This window comes from Acetobacter pasteurianus, from assembly GCF_009914215.2.
Lineage (GTDB): Bacteria > Pseudomonadota > Alphaproteobacteria > Acetobacterales > Acetobacteraceae > Acetobacter > Acetobacter pasteurianus.
Window position 1 is genome coordinate 349989 of the sequence record NZ_CP039845.2, and the last position, 21656, is coordinate 371644.

Here is a 21656-nt window from a genome sequence, read left to right on the forward strand (position 1 = left end):
GGGATTTCAATACTCAAGCGGCCATCTTGGGACAATCTGCGACATCCATAGGAGGCGTCATAACGACGATAGTCGTTGAGATGTTGTTCGCGAAACCAAAATCAGCAGGCTTCTGGCGATGAAACTCAACATGCCAGCCCTTTGCTTCTTCAATACGTTCGAAGGCATTCTCTGACGAAGACGGAAGCACTGCTACGAGACGACCTGCGGGGGCAAGAAGTGCCATTGCTTCTACCAGATGATCACGCCACTGTCGGCCGCAGTACGGTGGGTTCATGATAATGCGGTCAAACTTGGTCTGCGCGCGAAATGCCCTATCTGACCATGAGATAAAGTCCGCGGTTTCAACAGAGTATCCCTTACTTTTTAAAACGGCGCTGTGAATAGAGCTCACTTCAACGCAACGCACCTCACTCATATCGTTCAAATGCGCCTTTAAAGCATCAATTAGGTCTCCGGTACCAGCAGAGGGCTCTAGAACACTCATGCCCTCTTCTACCTCCAGAAGATCGGCCGCCATTTCGGCGATTTCCGATCCAGTCGGGCAATATTGATGTGAGTGTTCGTCAGGAATAATCCCTGAGAGGATGATTTCGTTAACTACAGGCTTGGGGTCATAATTAAACTCAAAAAGATACTCTCCACCACTGGAAGGTGTGCCCCCAATATGCCGCAAAATATTGCACGCCTCATTAAGCAGAAAAGCGTTGTTAGTTTTCTGGCTCCCGTAGGTATCCGATGATGAAAGGCAGATGTTATTTGGATTTGTCGTTCTGGGCTTCACCCATTCATTGGAAAAACGAGATGATTGGTATGGCGTGTGCCTAACAGCAGAAGCATTAGAAAGAATTTGAATAACCTCGTAGGGGATTGGCCGGTTGATAAGCTGCGGCTTTTTACGAGATGCGTCCGAAGCCTTTCTCTTTGCCTTAGTCCGAAATTTGGCAGGAATGGCGTTAGGGTGTTTTGATGCGAGGATCTTATTGAGTTGCCAAGCCATATCTGGATGGACCTGAAGGTGAGCTGTACCCTTTAGATAACGCCGGATCTTCAATGCGCGACCATCAATCTCATACCATTTTCCGTCTCGTGGGATCCGGTGGATAATGTTGTAGGAACTGTTTTCACTTGGGATAGGAAAATTCATAATCATCGCAATCACCCGGCGCAGATCATGAATGTGGCCAGCATCACCTTCCAGACTGTGGTCACGGATATACTTCATAATCATCCGCCGACCAAAACCCTCCGGTGCATTCGTAATGTGAACGTCTGAAAGGCCAGAGAAAATACCATCAACGGTATTGGCGAGCATTTCATGGCGATTGCTGAGATACATCTTGAGTGTCGGAATTACATTTTCTTCGGTAAATTCAGGACACTTGCACTCGATGATTTGATACTGAAACTCTCGCCTTTCCGAAAGAGGCATAAATTCCAGCGCAGAAGTGATCTTTAACGCTTTACGCCACATCCGGGCATCGAGGTGCTTCGTGGCGCTTTCAACATCAAACATTGTATCGGCAGATACAGTGCAACGAGAAACTTTCGCCCCGACAGCATCGCTAAAGATGCCAAAAAGGAAGGAATTATTAGGCTGACGCATATCTTCGGCCATAGAGGTCATATCAGCCAAGATCTGATTACGCTCCTCTAGGAGAGAATAAACATTTGGAGGCAATGCCACTTCTGTAGAAGACATAACAATTCCTAAAACAACTTAAAAATTACGGCGTGTTATCCAAGGCTTATTTTACAAGGCCTGATAAGCCTTCGCAAGGCTATTTTTTGGCCTTCGATTAGTTAGGTGCTGATTATATCAAAGACTAATAAAAAACCGTCCCAGCTAAACCTTATATTGACTTTGTCCTTTAGCCCACCTCAAATCTCGAACCACATCCCGTTCTTCATATGGCTTAATAACTATAAGAGGTATATTCGCGGATTTCAGAGCCCCGGATATAAGGATATCTCTTCGCTTTCGATCCGGTCGATTGTGTGTTGAGTCATTAAGCTCATACACCAACACAACCCCTCTGCGCCTTTTATCATAAAATACAAAATCAGCGCTTTTACCGAAAATTTGCCTATTCGCCTCAAACTGTTCATCTGGTGAATGTTTATCTGATGCTCCCATGAAATCGGCATATCTCACTTGAGCAAAACAGACGATTTCCCCGTTAGGGGGTAAGGCAGCCTGTATTTTTTGATACGTTTTATGTTCCCATACAGACAAAAGGGGCTGGGCTTCATATTTTATTTCTGGTCCAGTTGAATGAATTACCTTCTCTGTCTTAGCTCCTTCATGAGGATGAGATAGGCGATCTGGCTTTTCTTTACCTCCGACATAGCGCAAACGGCCAAAAAAGAAGACGATTACCCAGCTCACTACAGCCACCAACACCCAGAAGGCCACCCAATGATGTTGTGAATGTAAAGATGGGCTATCGATCATCCCCGGACGTTCCCGATCCCTGCGACAATGAGAGTTTTTCCATCGCAAAATTAGCCATTAAAAAGTCTTCGTCCAAGGCAAACTGTTTAGATCAGACCTCCAGCATTAAGCCTTCTCAAGCCTTTTAAGGCTTCTTAGATATCCATATTGCCGAGAAATGTTCTTTAGAGCTAAAATGCGAACTCAATTTGCATATTCGATCTAGACATTTGATGTGCATATCGAATTTTAATCAAACGCTAATATGGTGGAACGGATACTCATGACCCAATGGAAACCATCCTGTAGCAGAGAAGAACAGGTCGAGATGTTGGCTGAACTACTTGCCGATCAGGAAAACATTACGCCTCCGACTATTGATGATTTGCAACTCGCTGAGGCTATCATTAGTGATGTCGAGAAACGTGTTTTGAAGGATCATTCTCAAACAGGACATTCCCAATGAACGGAAAATCAAAGTCTATTCTGCCTTCGGAAGTCGGTATCCTCCCTAAACCAGTTTACGGTGAGGCATGCAACGGTTGCGGAGTATGTTGTCGCACCAACCTCTGCCTGGTAGCTCTAGGTGTTGGCATACCCAGAAAGATCACGAACTGCCCTTTGCAGAAGATTGAAGGCGGCAGGGTGCGTTGTGGTGCGTTTGATCTTGAGGCCGCATTTCTTAAGGACAATCCGCATAAGCACCCTATCGTTGGAGATCTGCTTGGTTCTGGCGGCGGATGTGACTGTTTGATCCTGGGATCAAAAGAGGACTCAATTCTCTCTGTCGCGGACATTATGGAGAGGCAGTTCAGCAAGCGGGTATTCGCTTATGAAGCACGGAAGAAACTGGCTAAACAGTTTGGTATTCATCATGAGAGCGATGCTCTGAATGACGCCTTTTTCAGTCAACTCAAATCCTACTCCAAATACCGCTAATCCCTAATTATTCTAATACAGATCCAGAGATAAATTACCCGATCATGACAGCAAAACCCAAGGCCAAAGGAAATAAAGCCACAGCTCGCCGGTTATCGCGAACCACTATATTACAAAGCAGCTCCTGTCAGGCGGCCCGATCCGATGCGACAGGCTTGACAGCAGAAGGATAAAGATGGACGCCAATAGCAAGAAGGGTTACGACCTCATCAACCGACGTCGCAAGCAATGGCTCAATAAGGAAGAGTTACGCCACGCCTGGATGAAAGGTCTCGAAGAGGCTTTGCAGATCGACCTCGACGCCGAGCGAGCTAAGCGTGATTCAAGTTATAACAACGTTGTTATAGAGTTCAAAGGCCCCGGATTTTTCAAGGGCAGCGAGACGAGCCCAGAGTTTGTCGAAGCGACTAATGGTCGTCTGCTGAATTACATCTCACGTTTGGCATCCGAGCAAGGGTTGGACGAGAAAGACTACATCGGTATTGCCATCGACGGTGATCATGTGGGCTTCGCCCAAGTACAAGATGGAAAAATCATCCACCAGCCGCTGATGCCGTTTTCGCCTATCACCTTTCAGATGGTGGTAAATGCGCTACAAGCCAATTTCCGGCGAGCGATCACCTCCGAGAATCTAGTCGAGGACTTTGGGCATCTGTCCAGAACCGGCTGCGAGCTCATGCAGGTGCTATCCAATGCGCTGTCTGACGCGATCGGGAAGGAGGGGAACCGTAAAATTAAGATGCTTTTTGAGGAGTGGTCAACGCTGTACGGGCAGGCCGCCGACCTGAGCATTCAGCAGCGCAAAAAAATCAATGGATCGTTGGGTTTCGATTTCGCAGGACCGGTCGAAGTTGATTTGCCCGCCAAGCTCTTTGTTACCCACACTTTCCATTCGTTGCTGATGAAACTTATTGCGGCTGAGATCGTGGCTGCTCATGGTATGGCATCCATTAAGTCACTGATTCACGAGTTTCTGGCTGTAGAGTCGGACGAGGCTCTGATAGACGCTCTGCGGTCGGATATTGAGGACGGTGGATTCTTCAACGCGGTGGGTCTGAATGGTTTCGTCGAGGAGGCCATTTTTAGCTGGTATCTGGATGCCACAAGCAAGAAGTCCATCCGCGTGTCGACGTGTCTTGCAATTCGTACACTACTGGCAAAGCTTTCTGTTTACCGTTTCGACACGATCAAGAAAACTGGCCGATCACGAGATGTCTTGCGCGACTTTTACCAAGACTTGGTGCCGGAGGAATTGCGCAAGAGTCTTGGAGAATTCTATACACCGGATTGGCTGGTTGAGCATTCCATGGTCAAACTTGGATACAGTCGGGACAAGTGGCTTTCTGCTCGTCTCCTTGACCCAACATGCGGTTCGGGATCATTCCTTTTAGAGGCTATCGAACAGAAGCGCGGTGCAGCTCTCGCGGCGGGCTGGAATGCCGAGCATACCGTGGACATGCTAACGACCACAGTCTGGGGCTTTGATCTCAATCCTCTGGCTGTGCAGTCATCTCGCGTGAACTTCCTGATCGCGATTACCGACTTATTGCAGCAATGCAAGGGCAAGGATGTAGAGATTCCTGTACTACTGGCTGATGCGGTGTACTCACCAGCCCCCAATCCAGACGACGACCAGAAGGTTATAGAGTACAGTATCGGAAGTCAGCAAGCCAACCTTCAAGTTGTTCTTCCCGCTGACTTGGCTCGTGATCGCGTATTGCTGGACAAAGTGTTCCAGCTTATGGGCGAAGAAGTCGAGAACGATACGGAGTATCAGCCAGTTGCCAAGGCGCTGGTGAAGACTCGTATCCTGACCAGAACACAGGCCGACGAGTGGCATGATCATCTCAAGCTGACCTACGACCAAGTGCTCGCCTTGCACCGACAAAATTGGAATGGCATCTGGTTCAGGATCGTGCGCAACTTCTTCTGGTCAGCCACCGCTGGGCAATTCGATGCTATCGTCGGTAACCCACCTTGGGTGCGCTGGTCGAACCTGCCGGAGGCTTACCGTAACCAAGCCAAGCCGACTTGCGAGAAGTATTCCATCTTCTCAGATACCAAGTTCCATGGTGGCAACGAGTTGGATATCTCTGCCATCATCACCTACACGACAGCCGATAAGTGGCTGGTCGAAGATGGCAGGTTGGTGTTTGTCATCACGCAGACGGTTTTCCAGTCTCCTTCATCGCAGGGCTTCCGACGCTTCCGCATCAACGCGATTGACCGTTTGGTGCCAATCTCTGTTGATGACATGAAGGAGCTAAGGCCCTTCCCAGATGCTGCCAATAAGACGGCTGTCGCGATGTTCACGAAGAAGATAGGGGGAACGACTTGTTACCCGTTGGACTATCGGGTCTGGCTTGGCAAGCCAAAGACGGACGATGCAGGTAATCCGAAGAAGGGACGTGGTGGTCAAGTGGTCCGCTTGAAGACCATCAATCCTCGCTTCCATCGTGGCAAGGTGATTGACTTAGTGGACGTAGTCCAGATGGAGGCCAATCCTGTTTCGCAGACAATGGAAGGTGCCCCTTGGGCCATTATGAAGCCTGGACATTTTGCTGCCTGCGAGCCGATGTTTGGGGCTTCGACCTGGGTCAACGGCCGAAAGGGTATCACGACTGACCTCAATGGAGTTTACTTCGTTGAGGTGATTGCCTCGAATCCGGTCGTTAAAACGGTCAAGGTGCGAACACGTCCCCATGAAGGCAAGACCAACTTGGGACAGCCGCGCGAGTTTTGGGTCGAGGCCGAGAGCTTGTTCCCGCTCGCGAAAGGGGCTGGGGATTTACACCCCTGCTTCTTCCTTCCTGAGAATACTCTGTATGCCTTCGTTCCCAACAAAGGCATCGACCGCGCCTCTCTGGATGCTGCTGCAATGCATTACAGCAGCCATACGAACCCAAAGACCTTCAAGTTCTTCAAGGCTTACAAGTCTTTTCTGGAATCTCGATCCACCTTCAAGACGCGCTTGAAGGGAGCACCATTCTTTGCGATTTACAACGTAGGAGACTACACTTTCGCGCCCTTCAAGGTCATTTGGGCCGAGATGACAGGTGACTTCTCAGCGGCCGTGGTCGAGTCAGGTTCCTTGCCTGGCTACGGGTCTCGCGTTTATGTGCCTGACCACAAGCTTTACTTTGCCGACTTCGACCAGCCGGAACCAGCCTACTACCTGTGCGGCTTATTGCACTCGGAGATCGTCAAAGAGATGATCGAGGCGCATAATGTGGCGACTAACATTGGCGACATCTTCAAACATGTGAGCTTGCCTGCATACAACGCATCGTCTGCTGGTCACAAGGCGCTTTCCAAGCTGGTGAAACAGGCCCACCAAGAACACGATTCCAAGGATCGAGGCAAGATAGTTTCAAAAGTTCGTGCTGCTGCCGCAAAAATCATCAACGCAGAAATTGCGCTGCGCAGGTGATGTGTTTGAATGGCTGATATTAATAGTAAGTTTTGTCGAGCGGACCTTGCCTTGCCGCCAAGGATCATTATCGTGGGAGTCAAGAAGTATCAATTCCCAACGCGAAGTTCTGATCTGCTGCGTTACCGATAAACTATTTGCAACCATAGAACATGGTTGCAGGTATCGCTAAAGGAACTGTGAAACCGGTATCAAAGTTACTGATATTCGGAAACGAACGGGGCTTAGCTAAGTGCATTTTGCTGCGCGTCATGGGTTCAGCGCCGCCGCTTTGCGTGCGTGATTGGCGTGATTGGGAGCAAAATCAATTGCAGTGCCAGATCGTGGCGGATTAATTAGGGTGCAACCTCGTCTTCGAGATCTGGGTTAAAATCTTCGGGTAGCGGCCACAGGTCACATTTTTCAATGGCGGCTTTCAGAGTTTCTTCGGAGAGTTTGTTTCCCTCAAATTGAACGCCTCCCTTTGTGATGTTGCTGCCATCATGCCACTCCAGATCCGCGTTCCAAGTCACTTCATTACCGGTCGAAGCCTCTTTTTCCAGGGTTATGGATAAGAGGCCAACGTAATCAGGAGATATGTCGATAGCTCCATATTTAGGGGCTATCTTTATGCGTCCGTAATCTCCCATATTGGCTATCGAAAAATTTGGTCCGTATGCGGCGCATGAGGTCACACGGAGCGTCCCGCCCCCATTAAGGTGAGACATTTCCACATCAGATATCGTCTGATAGCGGGCCTTATCCGCATAAAAAGGCAACTCTATCGCCATTTCCCCAGAGATTTCATTTCTGAAGCTTTCTGTGAAGGAAGGCATGATGCCCAAATCACGCAGAAATTTACTGAGACCTTCAGTACTCTTCAGGTAGAGGTCAGATTCACGGGACGAGAAAGGAATTGAATTGTCGCGGACGTAGCCAAAGACCTTGTCTCTAAGATTTTCTTCATGGCGTATTGAGGTGCTCATGGGATAACTTTCGTTGCAAGAAGGTGTTTTGGAGAGAAAATATATTATTCGGATGCAAGGTACATGCCATTCCATTAACCTTGTCCCATCAACCTCATTTGCAGGAGAGACAACGATTTCTAAAGACACGGATTAAAGGCCTTCCTAGCAAGGCCTTTTCAAAAGGCCTTGTTATGTATTAGAATAAACCTCAATTCTTAATGCTTCATATTTAGATTTTTTTTGGAGACATTTTATGGTTTCGCAGGAATTTCTACATTCACTAAAAAAGGGCGATAAAGTTTTCGTCGTTCAGCGAGATAGGTTTAATAGCGGCTACAAAGAAACATACATGCCCGTTGCCTCTAAAGGGAAAAAATGGCTCACATTGATGAATGAGCGGTACCCAGTTCGCTTTTCCATGTCAGACGGGAAAGAAGAAAAAGTCTGTGGACATCCATTTATCATCTTTGAAAGCAAGGAAGCTTGGGACAGTCATCACCGTCGCTCCAAAAAATGGAGTGATATCAAACTGGCTATTAGCAATACAGCAATTGCTGGAAGCCCCCCTCCTTCGTTTTCTGATGATGATTTGGATAATCTCCTCAAAAAGTTAAATGGCTAATCTTGGCTATGAATAGGCTCCTTGTCCCGAAGGACAGGGAGCCTAATATTTTGGCTGCAGTTCATAATGGGCTTCTGAACCCGGCAGCTCCAAGTTTTTGATGACCACCTGAAGTGCTGAAGCATCCCAGATCGGAGGGGCGAACCGTGAGCCTCATGCGCATCGTTGGGGCCAGGACCTCACGAGGTAGATCATCGGCCTCATCTCGGCGAACAGGGGATACATTCCAGCATCCCTAATTTCGCCAAATCTCTCCATCCACATCCTTCACAATAACAGCTTCACTTGGTGCCTGTTTTGTCATCAGGCATGAAGATTTTCGTGCTCGCATTGGAAAGGATGGTTTTACCCTCTTTGTCGGAGAGTTTGCTCAGGCAAGAAAAGTCTTCCGTGGCGAGTACCATTGCCAACCTTCCAGTATTTCCAGCCTGACATAAATTACTCCCGCGTAAAAACCTGTCATCAGTGCTCATTACTAGGAACATCGGATATTTATCTTTCACAGCAGAATTGGATTCATCCCAATTTTTCTCGCTTTTGTGAAAGAGTTTGCCCACGCAGCTATCAAAGGCATTAAGCACAAGGGAGGATAAAAAATCGTTAAGTTCAGCATTTCTCGTAAGCGAAGGGAAAGTAACAACGACAATTTGTCGTTTTGCAATCACACTTGAAAAATCAACATCATTCCGTCCAGCAGTGAATATCCCCGGATACTCTTTTGTCATTATCCTGAGGCGCTCTGTAGACATCATTTGAATCAATGCGTGTTGTTTCTTCGCCATCCCCTCACCGAGCGGGAGAATGCTCTTCAGATAATCGCGAACTCCTTGAAGATGCTCATCAGGGATGTCTTGCCTCTCAGAAAGAGCGATTACTGCTTCAAAGTTGAGATGATCTTGAATAACCTGAGCGTCAACATACAGACCCAAATTATCCCGAAGCCAAAAAAGGCCAGACAAGACACTGCGATGCATTTCCATGGATCGCCCAACAAAAGAATCACTCGATCGCCCAACTTTGCCATCTGCACCTAAGACAATACTTTTTGCAGAAGTTAAGGCATCCATACTCTCGAATGGGTTAAAGCAAACTACCTCATCGCCATGCAGCGGAGCGGCTTTGGGGAAAGCGAGGCTGATAACATCTTCTTTACGATTAATTTTATCTGCCCATGCGATGATTGATCCTGTCAGGCCAAGATCTCCATGCATATTCAGGTAAAGTGCACCTCCTCCACACACCATAGATCTATAGAGCAATGAAAGATGTTGACCTTTCTGACCGTACCCTCCGCCCGCAACTATCCGCATATGTTTGGCCATCTCTTCTTCAGAAAGGATAAGAGGGAAATGTGATTTTTTGGTTGCCCGGCGCCAGAACCCATCCTGACTATCGTCAACGCTCTTCTTTTTTAAAGCGTGACGGTTTTTAGCCCCTTTGATAACCAGTGTAGCAACTATGGTTAAAACTCCAGCGAAAGCCACGGAACGTGCACGGGAGAATTTATGGGCTTGATTTGGTCTTGTCATTATTGCTTCCGGTTGAATTAATCCAAAGCCATTAAAGACAATGCTATGAACGATCAGATTGTTACGCAAGGTTTGCTTGACATCCGACCAATCAAAACCATTCCTTCAGGAAGGGGTTATGTTAAGGCCTTTTACTCCGATTTTTCAGGATGACGACACAAGGTTTCTTGCACAATCTGCAGGATGTTCTTTCTTCGTGTCTGAGGAGTATTTCGTTCAGTTCTTCAATGGCGCGCTGTCGCCCCTTCCATGCATCAGGTCAGTCCTGTTCCTTGCTTCACCTGATGCTACTGTCTTTCCCACATTCACAACACGAAGGTAAGGATTTGAAAGATGCCGAAATCAGGAATTCAAGGTGATATGGTTGCAGCCGAAGTGCATTCTGATGATCATAGGGTAAAGGCCGACTTTGACGCGGCCCCCTATCTGTCTAATGCCACCCCTTTTGATATCGCCAAGCTGATCTGTTGCGATTGGGGGGGAGACTATCCTGCTGACAATGTCGCTCAGGCATCAGACAACAAAGACGTAATTCGGGTCCTTGATTACGCCACGATCGCCCCAGACATGGGATTTGAGGTGAATATCGACCATGATCAGGCCGTCATGTGGCTATGGAAAAACCGTGGCTATGAATTACGCGATGCTGCACTGAAACAGGCACACAGAATGAACGGCGATCAGGCAGAAATCGCCGAAGAAAACTTCAATCTGGCCAGGCGCACGCTGATCACGGCCATGCAGCCTTCTCAGGAGCAAGGACTGCCAGAGCCGACCATAGCAGATCTTGGTCGCTGCATGGAGTTCTTCCGCGCTCTAGAGCCCGCGGCGGCAAGCCTGACTGGTGACCATCTAGACAAATTCCAGCATGCTGTGGATGACGCAGTGCATGACGTTTCTGACAGCGGCGGGAAGCTGACCTCCGACATGGCATCGACCGCCAACAACTATGGACTGGCCTACCAGATCGCTCTTCTTACCATCATGGCAGATGACAACGTTCTTCACAGCTTGCGCGATACACTGTCCGAGGTTGTCCTGGAAGCCCAGAAGGCAGAGCCAGATCAAAGCCCATCTCTCTGAGCGTGACTTCTTACACACAATGAGCTTTCTTGCTTAAAGGCTGGATAGAAAGCCAATCCCAGCAAGACTTCTTGTCTCTAGAGAAGACATCTTATCATCCCCTCCTTCTCCTTTATCGGAGGGGGAGGCAGAATGTCAGGGCTGCATCGTTGCGTAAACAAAGCGAATGGCCCCTTTCTCTAGTATCGCAGCAGTTAACACCCCTGTCTTATAGGCTCCTGAATCAATCCCGATGAGTGGAGCTCGTGGAGAGACCAATTTCCCTTCCTTACCCTCCGAAATCATCTCCGCATGTTCGTTATCAATAGTATGACCATGAAGAACTGTATAACCGGGGAACTCGTCCCTCCGATCAATAAATCCCTTCCTCACCCATCTCGTATTGATGCTCTCCATGACCTTTTGCGAGCCCATGGGATCAATCTTACATCTTTCGCCATAAGCTACCGGATCCGCTTCAGCAGCAGATAATGAAGGTATCCCTCCATGGGTAGCTACGATATCCCCGCACCTGATCACATTGGGCTGACTTACCAGCCATTCTGTCAGACCAGTCTTAGAGATCACCTCGACAGCTTTGCCTGTAAGATGGCGCGTTATGATGCTGTCGACATCTCCATCCTGGCATTCTTCTGATGCGGCCAACACGAACCATGCTCCTCCGTAGGTAATGAACCTCCAAAGGGCAGGCCATCTCGAAATAATCTTCCGGCCCTGGATTTTCTTGCCACCAGAGAGTCGACTTATTTTGGGGAGTGCATCCAATACAAATGCCTGATAATCCCCTGCCTTCTTGCCTTGAAGTTTATATGCTTTATTTGCCCGCTTCATCAGGTAGCTTAAATATTCCCACCCGCCTTCTTTCTTAACTTCTCTGATCGCAGAGATGAGCATCTCTTCGTGGTTCCCGCAGATAAACCTCACAACGCGCCCTGACGGGTCCGCAGTTATGTTAATGGCGAGGGAAATCGCGAACGCCAGACATTCTGCGCTGTCCTTCCCTCGATCGATCATATCACCCAAAAAACTCAAATTCCCGTTGGATATCTTCAGACATTCATCCACCAATGCCTTCATTAAGAGAAGCTGCCCATGCACATCTGTTATAAAGATCTCGGGCTTACTAATTGCACGCGCATTATAAAGAGGTTGGGCGGAGGTTGTATGAATCTGGATTGTCGGTGAATTAGCCATAGGAAGAATAAATAATACCTTTGATTTCACGTTGAGAACAATTTGATGGGACTATATCAATTTTTGAGAAATTTGCATGCTCTGGAGTTCTACAAAATCAAAATTTCAATTTTCTGACATCCCTTACCCATGAATGTAAGGTCACCGGGCAATTCTTCCTGTTCGGAAGTCCACTCATTTCAATGTAAGCTGATATCAATCTTAAGCTGCCTGTGCGCCAGTAATCATCCTTACTCGGTTATTCTATTCACGAAATACGCCAAATACGCTTCCACAATTCGTCTACAGTCCGGCTTTCAAATTTCATATCTTTCAACTCTTTCCTTCGGCGCGTCAGATCCATAAAACGCTGCGCCAGATCGCCCGGCACCTGGAAAGAGTGTCCGACCTTCATCTTGAGCATAGCATTGACACGCTTGTCGGCTATCTCCTTGCGATTAACCGGCATAGGAATGTCAGTGTCAATTGATGTGGGGACGTATTGATCATGATCTGTTTCTTGACCTGTTTCTGTATGCATATTTCTTTCCTACACTGGCGAAACCAAATTCTGATAGCGGCTTATATAGGTGTACAAATCACCTGAGCCGTTTTCAATGTTCCCTTCCATCTAGAAAATGAAAATCTGGAATTTCTCTGCCTATCCGGCAGTTTAAGACAGCAAAAGGCCTATGGACTTTCTTGTGCTTGCCAAGCTGCCTGTACGGCAGTGAAGGAAAATGGCCTGTAAACCATGACATCGGGAAAGTTTTTTCAAGCTATCTGTCCGATAGTAAGCCCTTAACGCAAGAAGGGATTATCAGCGCGTCCTTGTAATCTCTAAACTGCTTGTACAGCAGTTTGAATTCTTGCGACGTGAAATATTTTTAAGCTGCCATTCCGGCAGTGTAAGCAGCCTTCAGGCCACGCGCCAGACCTTAGTGTGTAATGACCCCATCAGAAACAGCAGAAACAGGCGTAATTACAATCTGAAAATTGCCATCACTGTTCTTGTAAACAAGATGCCCATCAGATGGAAGCGGAAACTCTTCATCACCTCGTACTGTGGTTACAATTGGGAAGTATGAATATCGTTTTACATCCTCCATCAAAGGCAGAGGCTTGTAGGTGCAGGATTGAATGTCATAACGAATTCTAACTTTTCCCGGCACAGAAAAATCAGCCTTAACTGTCCCTCCGTATGTAGAGCATTTAACACCTGTTTCCGGCACACTCGGCTTGCTGGATGCTTCCAAAAAAACTGATTCTTTCGAGTCATGATAGAAATAAGCCGAATGAACTTGTTCTTCTGTAAAAATGTATTCAGAAGGATTTGGATTTTTCTTTTTATCGTACATTGGTAAAGTAAATTTAAATATAGTTTCCGGGCTCTGACGCACAACATCATTCGACATGTTTGCATGCGCAACTTCAGCAGCATGAACTGGGGTAACAAGATATGACCCTTTTAATGCCACCAGTAAACATAAACAGGTAAGACCAACAGTTGAGCAAATTGTTTTGACTGTCTCGATCATATTGTAAGTCATATTGTAGGAAGTCCTTGTCTCATTATTCGATAATGACCAAGGGCATTTAACCCCCTGTTCATAACCAATAAAACATATTTGGATATGCCAAATCTGATCACTAGCCTTGGAAGATAGACAATCTTTCTAAGGCTTGCCATGTCAAGATTATCTTGCCCGTCTGTTATCAAACCTTCAGAAAATTCTCAAGTCGATAAGATTAGGGCCAGATCAAGCAAGGCTAAGTTGAAAACCTTATCCTTTTTTTCTGGAGCCATGGGATTAGATATCGGACTGGAAAAGCTAGGTTTTGAGATTTTACTTGCCTGTGAAAAAGATAAAATCTGCAGACAGACAATTTTAGCCAATCACCCTGAGATCGGCCTAATTGGTGACATCTGGAACTATACCCCGAACCAGATACGCCGATATGCGAGACTGAACGATGACGATGAAATTGACCTGATAATCGGTGGCCCACCTTGTCAGACTTTTTCTACAGCAGGAAGCAGACGAGGTTTTATGGATGAGCGAGGGAATGCTCTTCTGAGATATGTGGATTTGATTTTACAGATGGCGCCAAAATTCGCAGTCATCGAAAATGTCCGCGGCCTACTCTCTGCACCTATTGAGCATATACCCCATTCACTGAGACCTTATAATTGGACGCCCAGCCTTAAGGAAAGACCAGGGGGAGCTCTATTGCATGTCATAGAAATCCTTCAAAATGCAGGTTATGGGGTATCTTTTAATCTTTATAATTCCGCTAACTATGGCGTTCCTCAATGTCGTGAACGAGTAATCATTATCTGCTCTCGCGATGGATGTGCCCTTCCCCATCTAATGCCTACACATTCAGCAATATCTTCATTCGGACTCCCTCCGTGGCGCACACTGAAGGATGCCCTGAAAGATATGGATAACAGCCAGTGCGATCATGCTGAATTTCCACAATCCCGCTTACGCTTTTACCGGCTCCTTAGTGCGGGACAGAACTGGAAAAATCTCCCTCCTAAACTCCAGAAAATGGCCCTCGGCAAAGCTTATGAGAGCGGTGGAGGGAAGACTGGATTTTTGCGAAGGTTAAGCTGGGACAAGCCCTCCTGCACTCTTGTCACCTCTCCCACTATGCCCGCTACAGATATTTGCCATCCTGAGGAAGATCGTCCCCTCTCTGTTCAAGAATATGCCCGTGTTCAGCAATTCCCCGATGACTGGAAATTCTGCGGCTCTATCAAAGAGCGATACAAACAGATCGGTAATGCTGTTCCTGTGGGATTAGGGGAAGCCGTTGGCAAGGTAATTCTAAACCACATCAATGGTAAGAGATTATCTCCCCCTTCTGACTTTCCCTTTAGTCGATATAAAAATACCGATCATCTCTCTTGGCTTGAGACGAAGTCGATGCGAGACTAAATTGAAACAACCCAGCGAGATGATTGTGCCCTCAAGCTGTTAACTTGTGGTCATTTAACTGGTCTGCGAGGCGATATTTTCCCGCCACTCCTTCTTCTGGTCTTCATTCATGATTTCCCAAGCCATGATGATAGCTTTGAGATAGCCAGGCACATCTCCATTGTTCCAGTGCCCTGCAAACGCACGATAAACGGTATTGGGGGATATACCTGCCAACGAAGCAAGCTGAACCTGCTTCAATCCAGCTTTGCGTGCCCTTATTTCCCACTCATCATGGCTCAATATAGTAGAATGAGAGGGGTTCTGGTTATCTGGTGTGTTTATGGTTGAATCTGTCATTGGGCACACATGACATATACACACATATCTACGCAACGTAGATTTTTCTCTTGACGTGAAAACACTACGTGACGTAGAGTTATTTCATCAAGTTGATATTGTAGAAAACCAAAAGCAAAGGGCACTACCATGCCGAACAAAGAAACTGCACCCGTCGTTCCAGCAACCACAACCAACAACGATATCAAAGTCCGAATTGGTTCTGAAAACACACCTTCAACAATCACTCGCAGCCTATCTTCACTGGTTGATGATCTGCGAGCCGATCCGAAAACTGCTGCATTGGCCGAAGGTGTGATCTTCAATATCCGTCATTATAGCCACGCCACCATCTCTCCTTCTGATGATCAAGGCCCGGTGCGCTATGCTGAACTGACGGATTTACCTGAAGGCTGGTCTTTTGAGCCTGAAAAATATGGCCGTTCTTGCCTTCCTTTCGCATCGGCCTAAGGCTCTATGCTCTTACGCCCTAACCCACGGCACCAAGGATTGTGGGTTAGGGGTACCGACTACACCTACAGCCCGGCCTGAAGGACGGGGAGCATGTTAAAGAGAGAATTCAGGCTGGGAGCAAGCATCTGCTTCCACCACATGATAGTTTTCAGGCAGCCGTATTCCTCGTTTCCCTTCATGATTATCCAGGAATGATTGAGGAATAGCTATCCCATCGCATCCGTCCATAACAAGCGACATGTGGATCTTTAGGTCGGAGGGAAGTCGCTTGATACTGGTGCAACCATCCATATCCATAAAGCCAACCTCCATTCCCTTTGGCAGATCCACAAGCCCAGTGCATCCTTTAATGCTAAGCCGGCCCTCAACTTGGAGACCTTCGGGCAAATGCTTGAGTGACGTGCATCCATCAAGAATAAGGCTACCTGAGCCTTTAATGTGCATTCCTTCTGGAAGGTATTCCAGAGCAGTGCACCCGGTTAGATCAATTATGCCGGAGAATTCAGACAAATATTCAGGGATCTCTCTCAGACTTGTGCATCCATCAAGTGAGATACTACATGTCCGATCAAGACCGTTAGGAACGCGCAAGAGTGAAGTGCAATTAGAAAGGGAGATGTAATCCCCATTCACTGTTATCTCATCAGGCAAATACTGTATGCGCTTCTTCCCGGAGAGATTAAGAGAGCCATTGCGTAAAAATGACTTTGGGAAATATTTCCTCAGCTCTTCTGAGGACGTGAAGACAGTCGGGATCTCGGAAGCACGACTAGAACGTGTGGAACGGCCTGTTGTGGGATATCTACCAGACATATTGGCACCCTCTAACCCATTTTCTGATCAATTCATAAGACCAAAATAGCGGCGTGCGATGCATGGAACAAAACTGACAAGGCTTAATTATAGCCTTGTCAGAATAATATCTGCCTCCTAAACCCTTGTAAAATTAACCTGACCATTTTTGATAATCACAAGGCCAATTCAATGAGACTTATGCTTAGGAATGACATTCCACTTCATGCTTCCACTTTGGGATATCTGAACAAACTGGCCGAGATAACCATTACGAAGCCTCTTGTGTTCCTCACTGGCCCCAATGGAAGCGGCAAAAGCCTGATACTTGAAGCAATGCGTACAGCAATGCACAAGACTGGTTATGGCTTCGGAACTGAACTCGCAGATAACGGCTTCAATGGATACCCGATCTTCAGCAGAAGATGGCAAGAGCATCCAGCCAATAAAAAAGCTGGGGTGGATCTAGCCTTTCTGGCGGTGGCGCGGTCTCATGATCTTCACAGATGGGGGCCGCCTGAAGAGGTCACTATCATCCCCAACTGCAATGGGGTGCTGGATACTGATGCCCTGAATTGGTCTGGCCAGCAATCCTACTACTTCTCGGCCCGCTCAAACGCTGACCGATTTGATGATGGTGGATTCAACATGCCGCTAAGACGTCAAATTCACGAGGATCAGTTACGCTCATATGGCGAACAAATGCGCGGAAGGCTTAATTATGCTCTGGCCTGGGCCACTGGATTGATAGAGGCACCTCCGCCGAATGCACGGTATGAAACTGAGGTAGTCAGAATTGCTCGTATGAATATTTCTGACTACCTCAAAGACAAGCCGGCCACATCAGAAAAATGGTTGCTCCTAGATGAACCGGAGACCGGGCTAGACGAGTTCTATCTCGCAAGATTTTTTTCACTTCTGGCCGAACGATCCAAGATAGGCGAACTGAGAGTGTTTTGTGCCACCCATTCTCCATTTGTCCCCCTTCTCTCCTCTCACCCCAATGTCCAGATCATTGACATCAGAGACCTGATGGGAAGTGAAAATGCCATCCCCGACCTTTCCAATGAGGAAGTTGTTAAACAGGAAGCACAGAAAGCTCTTTCTGATCTTCAGGAAGACTTGGCGGTAGCGCAAAGAACGAAAGAGCACCCCGGCCAAGGCCGCTTCACGGTGCACAATCGCAGATCAATTCCCCCTCGCCATACCGACATGGAGCCTTATGGCACTGAAAGCAGAGATATGGTTCGCCATTATCCCCTGGCAGCAGTAGAAAGCGAGGGGAAGAAAGATTGAAAGCTGCATATCTTGGGCATCGGGCGATAGTTTGGCTAAGCCTCAGATGCCCAGACGCGCTCAGGCGCCATTTTTTGGATACATAGGTGCGGCGATCTTAGTGAACTGGAAGCGCGTTTTGGATGTAGAGCAAACCATCTGGGTTTATGCAGAGCAGTCCGTCTTTTGAAATGCGGATTGTTTTTTTGGCGATCAGCCTTCCTATAGGGTGATTGATCCTGCCGAAGAGTTTTAGATTGTGGCCCACTTGTTGTGCTGTGAGTTTTTCTGGATTGGCTGCGACATGTTGCAGGATCCTTATTTGTAGTGCTGTGAAGGCAAGTTGGTTACCTTGACCTGCTTTGATGATCTCTAAAATATCAGGCGGGCAGAAATCTGGATTTCTTGTGCGGATCTTCTTTATTTGCGAAGAGAAACGTTCTGCGACTGCATCTGGCAGGAGAGGAATAACGTCATAAGGATTATAGTCTAGAAGCTCGGAGATTGTGGCATAGTCTTCGCCGTATTCTGTGAGTTCCTTGTTAAGAGTTTCTTCAGTGGTGCGGCAGTCAGAGTGGTATGAAAATCTGGCAATTCCATCATTTTCAGGCCATTTTCCTGTAACGCGGAGGTAGATTTCGCCAGTTTGTATGAGAGTGTTGCAACTGTGGCAGCGGTGTTGCTTTCGGGCCTTGTGTTGTTTTGCAACGCAAAATGATGTTTCTGACATGAGTCATCCATTTGGTTGTTGAGAGGCGACCATATTTTATGCTTTTAAGCCATTTGTTCTGGTCTTGAACGATTTTTTAGGATGTCTGAGCAAGTCAGAATCAGACACGAATTAAACTTGGAACACTAAATTGAGGTCTTCTCAAGAGCCTTAAGAGAAATATGAGGAATATAATGAGCAAAGTCCTGCGCCCCTCTCACCCCGGAAAGACCCTGAAATCAGAATTGGTGGCCCGTGGGCTGACCGCCAGCAGGCTCGCGATGCACCTTCAAGTCCCCGCAAACAGAATTAGCCAGATTATCCGTGGAGATCGCTCCATAACAGCAGACACCGCAATACGTTTGGGTATTTTCTTCAAGAACCCGCCGGAATTCTGGTTCAAGCTGCAGACAAATTATGAGTTGGCCATCGCTCGGATCACGCATGAAGAAACTATCAACAAGACTGTCCTAACGGTGGCTTGAATTGTGAAGAAAGTCTTGGCCAAAGATGAACTACCATTTTTCAATGGGATTTTGCCGCCCTCCTAAATCCCAACTAGAAAAGGCAGCACGCATTATTCTTCGAAAATATGCATTTTATCGCGGGTATATGGAAGACTCTCAAAAAGCCGCAACTCGCAACCATGACCCGCAAATTCAGGCTTCAATCTGATCAGGACCTCACGGAGAGAGACAAAAAAGTTCATAAATCGCTGATTGTGAATGCCTGAAAGGCTATTCTGGTCTATTCCGAGGCCACCCAATCAGGTAAAATAAGCCTTGTCATCTGAAAAGGTGAAATTGGTTCTAGATAATTAGAGAAGGCTTGTTTCATCATGCCCCAGCTTGCTGATACTGACGATGATCTGAAATATTCAGTCTGGGAGCAAAGATGCAAACTGGAAATGACTCTTAAAGCTCTGGAAAGTGTGGCCAAGAGAGGTGGAAGCGCACACAACCTGCCCGAAAACCATTATTTCTACATTACCTTCGTTACAAAAGAATGTAAGAAAGGTATCCCCGATTGGTTACACACTAAATATCCAAATGATTTAACTATCGTGCTCCAGTATCAGTTCAGAAATCTGGAGGTTAACCGAAAACGGAAAAATATCTCTGTTAGTGTTGTTTTTAACGGGAATGAAGAAAACCTGGTTATCCCTTGGAAAGCTTTGACAAGATTTGACGATCCAGGTGCCAAGATCACTTTTTTGCTTGGAAATTCCGATACCAACCAACACAGTGAACACGAAAATTTAAGTCTAAAAGATGCTGATAGCAAATCACCAGTATCATCAAATGTTATCAAATTGGCAGATTTCCGGCCCTCACGAGTAAATTCGCCTTCTTAAGTCACACAACAAAAACAAATTTCTCTGATTGTCTATCTAGATCCTTAGAACAAATAATGCTCAACCAAACCTTAAACGGACAGCCTAATTATGGAAAAGCCTTCGCCTGTTATTCTTGATGCCATTCGGAATATTTTTGATAAGTTTGACGAAAAAGTAACTCCTAACGCCATGGATGTCAGTATTGTCTTAAGCACTATTGGGGAAAGCCTTGCTTGTCGCGGAAACAATATTCATTCTCCTTTTGAAAGACGCTACAGCACAAAGCTTACAATGCCCAATTGGATCTTACGCGAAGTTGAAGATTCAGATGGAGTTGCTTCTGGAGTGCTTAAGTCAGAGGTCATTAAAGATTCTCTAGATTGCAAGCTTACACAGACCATTCTTTACGCTCTCAAATATAATGAGATCCGTACAGATCTGTTCTTCTCCACTACAGATATGACAAAATTCATCAATCAACGACTAAGCCTGGGCTTGATTTCGTTATGGATCAGCGAAGCTCTGTCATTGTCATTATCCCTGCCCTGAACGACGTGGCTTTTCGGCGCAATTGGAATTGCTAAGGATTATTTTGCCTTGTCTCTTAAAGTATACAATGGGTTCAAGGTTAATCTCCACTCTCTGGATGAAGTGGCGGATCTTTCTGCCGAGCTTCGAACACAAGCAGCCGGTGTGGCGCGTCTTGTTATTGCGAAAGAAGTACTCCGGCGTGCAGTTAGATACGTTGATCAAACAACCCTAATGAGCGACAAACCCTATTTTTCAGCAATATCTAAACTGAGTGATGTTGTTACCAACCTCGAAAAAGCTGCACAGAACTGCAAACTGACACTTGCCGTTTTGGAACGTGCAATAAGAGATGCGGGTAAGGAACAACCCGATGAACTCACAACTCTTTCCTTGATGCTGGATTGCATAAACGACGTCACTTCTCGCCTCGATATAGAAAGCTCCACAACCGGAATAAGATCATCTCCGTTGCGGCAAGCTATTTGCTCAGTGAGCGAAGACATACTTGAGGCCAATAGGTCGCGTTCCAGGCTGCCTGCACTGGATGTCGAAGCTGAGCTATGGGTCTTTAGGGAGGCAAGTGAAGGCGGATGTAGATATTTTGCCATACTGCATGCAGACAACCGCGATATGTACCATGCCCTCTCAGATCATCCCTCTTTAACTCCTATGCCTTACTGGAGCAGCCCAGACCCACCTGACAACCTACACCGTGAGGAATGGAGTGCCAGATCTGCGCTGTGGAAGCAGCTTCTTGGAGATGCCGGAATACCAGCACAGAATTGCACTACATTCTCTCTTTGTGGGTATTACGGCCTTTCCCTTTTTTCTGAGAATGGCACTCTCTCAGAACCTGCGATCCTCTCCTACCTTGGCGAGATAGATATATCTGTGGAGGCGCGAGCTGACTATTGGGCACGGCGGCAATGGAGCAATAGACGTTTTCGTGATCTCAATGAGAAAATGGGAACACAAGTCCCATTTTCTCAGATTTTCAAGATAATAGATGAGGCTAAGGATGCAGATGTATCTTTAGAAAAGAGCCAGATAGAGGCAGTGCTGCCAAAGATCACAGCAGATAGTTTGATAACCCGCCCTTCTGCCTGAGCCTATGGTGAG

The 21656-nt window shown here is 46.8% G+C and carries 22 protein-coding genes; 12 read left to right on the forward strand and 10 right to left on the reverse strand.

Annotated elements, in window-relative coordinates; all coding sequences use genetic code 11:
* Nucleotides 1-13: 13 nt before the first annotated feature.
* Together FCN51_RS01575 and FCN51_RS01580 are read right to left on the reverse strand one after the other, a co-directional pair.
* Nucleotides 14-1702 carry a class I SAM-dependent methyltransferase gene (locus tag FCN51_RS01575; protein ID WP_160255872.1) on the reverse strand — a complete coding sequence of 563 codons (1689 nt, stop codon included), beginning with the start codon at nucleotides 1700-1702 and terminating at the stop codon, nucleotides 14-16.
* A 144-nt stretch (nucleotides 1703-1846) separates the two neighbouring features.
* Nucleotides 1847-2455 carry a DUF2726 domain-containing protein gene (locus FCN51_RS01580; RefSeq protein WP_124297826.1) on the reverse strand — a complete coding sequence of 203 codons (609 nt, stop codon included), beginning with the start codon at nucleotides 2453-2455 and terminating at the stop codon, nucleotides 1847-1849.
* Between the two features lie 262 nt (nucleotides 2456-2717).
* Between FCN51_RS01580 and FCN51_RS01585 the strand changes: the two genes are divergently transcribed.
* The 3 genes from FCN51_RS01585 (at nucleotide 2718) to FCN51_RS01595 (ending at nucleotide 6803) form a co-directional block, all read left to right on the forward strand.
* Nucleotides 2718-2900: a hypothetical protein gene (locus FCN51_RS01585; RefSeq protein ID WP_124296532.1), complete on the forward strand. Its 183-nt coding sequence runs from the start codon at nucleotides 2718-2720 to the stop codon at nucleotides 2898-2900.
* Nucleotides 2897-3373 (forward strand): hypothetical protein, encoded by a 477-nt coding sequence (locus FCN51_RS01590; RefSeq protein WP_160255873.1) that lies wholly within the window; start codon nucleotides 2897-2899, stop codon nucleotides 3371-3373. Before FCN51_RS01585 ends, FCN51_RS01590 begins: the two co-directional genes overlap by 4 nt.
* A 175-nt stretch (nucleotides 3374-3548) precedes the next feature.
* A complete protein-coding gene (locus FCN51_RS01595) occupies nucleotides 3549-6803 on the forward strand; it encodes an Eco57I restriction-modification methylase domain-containing protein (RefSeq protein WP_160255874.1) in 3255 nt (1084 codons plus the stop codon).
* 335 nt (nucleotides 6804-7138) lie between these two features.
* Here the strand turns inward: FCN51_RS01595 and FCN51_RS01600 are convergent, their stop codons facing one another.
* Nucleotides 7139-7897 carry a hypothetical protein gene (locus tag FCN51_RS01600; RefSeq protein ID WP_160255875.1) on the reverse strand — a complete coding sequence of 253 codons (759 nt, stop codon included), beginning with the start codon at nucleotides 7895-7897 and terminating at the stop codon, nucleotides 7139-7141.
* Nucleotides 7898-8003: 106 nt separating this feature from the next.
* Here FCN51_RS01600 and FCN51_RS01605 point away from each other — a divergent pair, with 106 nt between their 5' ends.
* Nucleotides 8004-8372, forward strand: a complete 369-nt coding sequence (locus FCN51_RS01605) for a beta barrel domain-containing protein (RefSeq protein WP_124297923.1) — start codon at nucleotides 8004-8006, stop codon at nucleotides 8370-8372.
* Nucleotides 8373-8653: 281 nt separating this feature from the next.
* Here the strand turns inward: FCN51_RS01605 and FCN51_RS01610 are convergent, their stop codons facing one another.
* A complete protein-coding gene (locus FCN51_RS01610) occupies nucleotides 8654-9970 on the reverse strand; it encodes a type IV secretory system conjugative DNA transfer family protein (protein ID WP_160255876.1) in 1317 nt (438 codons plus the stop codon).
* A 264-nt stretch (nucleotides 9971-10234) separates the two neighbouring features.
* Here FCN51_RS01610 and FCN51_RS01615 point away from each other — a divergent pair, with 264 nt between their 5' ends.
* The gene (locus tag FCN51_RS01615) at nucleotides 10235-10984 is read left to right on the forward strand and encodes a hypothetical protein (protein ID WP_236661136.1); all 750 of its coding nucleotides are present in this window, start codon (nucleotides 10235-10237) and stop codon (nucleotides 10982-10984) included.
* Nucleotides 10985-11119: 135 nt separating this feature from the next.
* On the opposite strand, the gene FCN51_RS01620 is transcribed toward FCN51_RS01615, so the two are convergent.
* The 3 genes from FCN51_RS01620 to FCN51_RS01630 all read right to left on the reverse strand — a co-directional run bounded on the left by FCN51_RS01620 (nucleotide 11120) and on the right by FCN51_RS01630 (nucleotide 13707).
* Nucleotides 11120-12208, reverse strand: a complete 1089-nt coding sequence (locus tag FCN51_RS01620) for a metallophosphoesterase (protein WP_236661138.1) — start codon at nucleotides 12206-12208, stop codon at nucleotides 11120-11122.
* Between the two features lie 217 nt (nucleotides 12209-12425).
* Complete coding sequence (locus tag FCN51_RS01625) at nucleotides 12426-12698, reverse strand: hypothetical protein (protein ID WP_099541169.1); 273 nt, start codon at nucleotides 12696-12698, stop codon at nucleotides 12426-12428.
* Between the two features lie 397 nt (nucleotides 12699-13095).
* The gene (locus FCN51_RS01630) at nucleotides 13096-13707 is read right to left on the reverse strand and encodes a hypothetical protein (protein WP_160255879.1); all 612 of its coding nucleotides are present in this window, start codon (nucleotides 13705-13707) and stop codon (nucleotides 13096-13098) included.
* 138 nt (nucleotides 13708-13845) lie between these two features.
* Between FCN51_RS01630 and FCN51_RS01635 the strand changes: the two genes are divergently transcribed.
* A complete protein-coding gene (locus FCN51_RS01635; protein ID WP_160255880.1) occupies nucleotides 13846-15102 on the forward strand; it encodes a DNA cytosine methyltransferase in 1257 nt (418 codons plus the stop codon).
* Nucleotides 15103-15156: 54 nt separating this feature from the next.
* Here the strand turns inward: FCN51_RS01635 and FCN51_RS01640 are convergent, their stop codons facing one another.
* On the reverse strand, nucleotides 15157-15441 hold the full coding sequence (locus FCN51_RS01640; RefSeq protein WP_099541167.1) for a helix-turn-helix domain-containing protein: 285 nt from the start codon (nucleotides 15439-15441) through the stop codon (nucleotides 15157-15159).
* A 129-nt stretch (nucleotides 15442-15570) separates the two neighbouring features.
* On the opposite strand from FCN51_RS01640, the gene FCN51_RS01645 reads away from it, so the two are divergent.
* Nucleotides 15571-15891, forward strand: a complete 321-nt coding sequence (locus FCN51_RS01645; protein ID WP_160255881.1) for a hypothetical protein — start codon at nucleotides 15571-15573, stop codon at nucleotides 15889-15891.
* Between the two features lie 96 nt (nucleotides 15892-15987).
* Here the strand turns inward: FCN51_RS01645 and FCN51_RS01650 are convergent, their stop codons facing one another.
* The gene (locus tag FCN51_RS01650; RefSeq protein ID WP_310254898.1) at nucleotides 15988-16404 is read right to left on the reverse strand and encodes a hypothetical protein; all 417 of its coding nucleotides are present in this window, start codon (nucleotides 16402-16404) and stop codon (nucleotides 15988-15990) included.
* A gap of 474 nt (nucleotides 16405-16878) precedes the next feature.
* On the opposite strand from FCN51_RS01650, the gene FCN51_RS01655 reads away from it, so the two are divergent.
* On the forward strand, nucleotides 16879-17982 hold the full coding sequence (locus FCN51_RS01655) for an ATP-binding protein (protein WP_160255883.1): 1104 nt from the start codon (nucleotides 16879-16881) through the stop codon (nucleotides 17980-17982).
* Between the two features lie 97 nt (nucleotides 17983-18079).
* On the opposite strand, the gene FCN51_RS01660 is transcribed toward FCN51_RS01655, so the two are convergent.
* Complete coding sequence (locus tag FCN51_RS01660) at nucleotides 18080-18691, reverse strand: hypothetical protein (RefSeq protein WP_160255884.1); 612 nt, start codon at nucleotides 18689-18691, stop codon at nucleotides 18080-18082.
* A gap of 173 nt (nucleotides 18692-18864) precedes the next feature.
* On the opposite strand from FCN51_RS01660, the gene FCN51_RS01665 reads away from it, so the two are divergent.
* The 4 genes from FCN51_RS01665 to FCN51_RS01680 all read left to right on the forward strand — a co-directional run bounded on the left by FCN51_RS01665 (nucleotide 18865) and on the right by FCN51_RS01680 (nucleotide 21644).
* Complete coding sequence (locus FCN51_RS01665) at nucleotides 18865-19155, forward strand: HigA family addiction module antitoxin (RefSeq protein ID WP_160255885.1); 291 nt, start codon at nucleotides 18865-18867, stop codon at nucleotides 19153-19155.
* A 353-nt stretch (nucleotides 19156-19508) separates the two neighbouring features.
* Nucleotides 19509-20024, forward strand: coding sequence for a ClpXP protease specificity-enhancing factor SspB (locus tag FCN51_RS01670; RefSeq protein ID WP_124296324.1), 516 nt, complete (start codon nucleotides 19509-19511; stop codon nucleotides 20022-20024).
* Between the two features lie 90 nt (nucleotides 20025-20114).
* On the forward strand, nucleotides 20115-20555 hold the full coding sequence (locus tag FCN51_RS01675; RefSeq protein ID WP_160255886.1) for a hypothetical protein: 441 nt from the start codon (nucleotides 20115-20117) through the stop codon (nucleotides 20553-20555).
* A gap of 48 nt (nucleotides 20556-20603) precedes the next feature.
* Nucleotides 20604-21644: an exocyst complex component EXO70 gene (locus FCN51_RS01680; protein WP_160255887.1), complete on the forward strand. Its 1041-nt coding sequence runs from the start codon at nucleotides 20604-20606 to the stop codon at nucleotides 21642-21644.
* Nucleotides 21645-21656 lie beyond the last annotated feature (12 nt).

Bases quoted from the DNA above. Each gene is read 5' to 3' on its own strand.
- FCN51_RS01575 (WP_160255872.1), bottom strand. From the start codon at position 1,702: ATGTCTTCTACAGAAGTGGCATTGCCTCCAAATGTTTATTCTCTCCTA.
- FCN51_RS01580 (WP_124297826.1), bottom strand. From the start codon at position 2,455: ATGATCGATAGCCCATCTTTACATTCACAACATCATTGGGTGGCCTTC.
- FCN51_RS01585 (WP_124296532.1), top strand. From the start codon at position 2,718: ATGACCCAATGGAAACCATCCTGTAGCAGAGAAGAACAGGTCGAGATG.
- FCN51_RS01590 (WP_160255873.1), top strand. From the start codon at position 2,897: ATGAACGGAAAATCAAAGTCTATTCTGCCTTCGGAAGTCGGTATCCTC.
- FCN51_RS01595 (WP_160255874.1), top strand. From the start codon at position 3,549: ATGGACGCCAATAGCAAGAAGGGTTACGACCTCATCAACCGACGTCGC.
- FCN51_RS01605 (WP_124297923.1), top strand. From the start codon at position 8,004: ATGGTTTCGCAGGAATTTCTACATTCACTAAAAAAGGGCGATAAAGTT.
- FCN51_RS01615 (WP_236661136.1), top strand. From the start codon at position 10,235: ATGCCGAAATCAGGAATTCAAGGTGATATGGTTGCAGCCGAAGTGCAT.
- FCN51_RS01625 (WP_099541169.1), bottom strand. From the start codon at position 12,698: ATGCATACAGAAACAGGTCAAGAAACAGATCATGATCAATACGTCCCC.
- FCN51_RS01630 (WP_160255879.1), bottom strand. From the start codon at position 13,707: ATGACTTACAATATGATCGAGACAGTCAAAACAATTTGCTCAACTGTT.
- FCN51_RS01635 (WP_160255880.1), top strand. From the start codon at position 13,846: ATGTCAAGATTATCTTGCCCGTCTGTTATCAAACCTTCAGAAAATTCT.
- FCN51_RS01640 (WP_099541167.1), bottom strand. From the start codon at position 15,441: ATGACAGATTCAACCATAAACACACCAGATAACCAGAACCCCTCTCAT.
- FCN51_RS01645 (WP_160255881.1), top strand. From the start codon at position 15,571: ATGCCGAACAAAGAAACTGCACCCGTCGTTCCAGCAACCACAACCAAC.
- FCN51_RS01655 (WP_160255883.1), top strand. From the start codon at position 16,879: ATGAGACTTATGCTTAGGAATGACATTCCACTTCATGCTTCCACTTTG.
- FCN51_RS01660 (WP_160255884.1), bottom strand. From the start codon at position 18,691: ATGTCAGAAACATCATTTTGCGTTGCAAAACAACACAAGGCCCGAAAG.
- FCN51_RS01665 (WP_160255885.1), top strand. From the start codon at position 18,865: ATGAGCAAAGTCCTGCGCCCCTCTCACCCCGGAAAGACCCTGAAATCA.
- FCN51_RS01670 (WP_124296324.1), top strand. From the start codon at position 19,509: ATGCCCCAGCTTGCTGATACTGACGATGATCTGAAATATTCAGTCTGG.
- FCN51_RS01675 (WP_160255886.1), top strand. From the start codon at position 20,115: ATGGAAAAGCCTTCGCCTGTTATTCTTGATGCCATTCGGAATATTTTT.